The organism is Streptomyces sp. NPDC097129 (genome assembly GCF_055668065.1).
The window spans coordinates 1-1,295 of record NZ_JBVOQE010000068.1 but is presented as its reverse complement, the minus strand read 5'-3'; the positions used below and the strand labels follow the sequence as shown (position 1 = coordinate 1,295).

General features: G+C 53.1%; 1 protein-coding gene. It reads right to left on the bottom strand.

Annotated elements, in window-relative coordinates:
• Positions 1-499 precede the first annotated feature (499 nt).
• Positions 500-1,295 (bottom strand): hypothetical protein (locus AC0B9F_RS38145; protein ID WP_472010401.1); only part of this gene is annotated, 796 nt, incomplete at its 5' end.

Below are 1,295 nucleotides of genomic sequence, written 5' to 3'. Positions count from 1 at the left end.
CGCTGGGCACCGGCATCAAGCCCGATCGCACCCAGATCTTGGCGGACTTCCCCTTCTTTTCGCTCCCAATGCCCAGCCAGTAGTAGATACGGATCCACTCACGTCGGTGTACCGCATGGCTATTCGCAGGTGATTCGGAGGTGCAAAAGCCAGTTGGGGTCCCTTCACGTCTCGCCGACGAGGGGATGCCGACTGCCGTTGCGCCGCTGACGGATCAGCGGCAACCCGCACGGATTCGAAATGCTTGTCGATCCGCGCCATTCTTGATGTTACGTGTGGGGCCAGATACGTATTCAGCCGCAAAATGGAGAGTCCGTCGTTCAGGGAAATGGATCACATCTGTAAGGATCGGCGGCTTCGAGAGGAGGGCTTGGCTTCGAGAGAGTTGGCCAGCCTCCGAGACCGTGACCCACCCCAAAGAAGTTTCCCGGGTTCGGTGAAAAACTGCTGGGCATGTATTGGCAACGACGAACCGGACACGTTGCCGGTGACGGCGTTGCTAGAAGTAGCGCTTGAGATCCTGTAGTCGGTCGAAAATGGCTGGTGGGTAGTTGCCGTGTGGTTGGCCACACTGGTTGCATACCGCAAGGGTCAGGCCATCGGAGGTGTCAAGATCTGTGTAAGGGAAAACGCTGTAGAGAAGTACGTGCTTGACAAGTGCTGCGTAAAAATCCTTGTTTATAGGATCGATATCGGAGCTCGCAATCTTGACGAATGCTTGCTTCGCGATCTCTAAAACGCCGAGTATTTCCCTGACGCCATCCTGCTGGAGAAGCCGTTCCGAGTCGTGGAGGTCGATATTCATGCTTTCAATGTCATCAATGAACTGCCGAATAGCTCGACGTCCATGTAACTGCTCAGAGCTCAACTCTTGGGTACTAATTTTCTGGTAGTTGAACTGCTTAATATTTTCGTCCATGAATGCATAGAGTTGATGTAAGTGTGTCGCGACACGTTGCCTTACCTCTTTTTCGGCATCGGCGTCCACCTGTTTTTGCGTAAGTGCGTTGGCGCGCAATTGCGCAGTCAAAGCAAGGAATAACAGAATGATTCCTGCCAATCCTGTAATGGGATTCGAAATTCCACCGATCGTGTCGCCAACCGTTCCGTATTCCTTCAAGTATTCGAAAGGAAGTACTGGGAGGAGTGACAGGGGGACGACGATCGCAAGTAGTGCTCCGATCGTCACGACGACGACGGTCGTCCGCCAGTTTCGTTGGTGGTTATTCATTAGTTCCGTCCAGTCTAGATGGATGTCGTTTTTACGGCTGCACAGACTCCCAAATCGGGTTGGA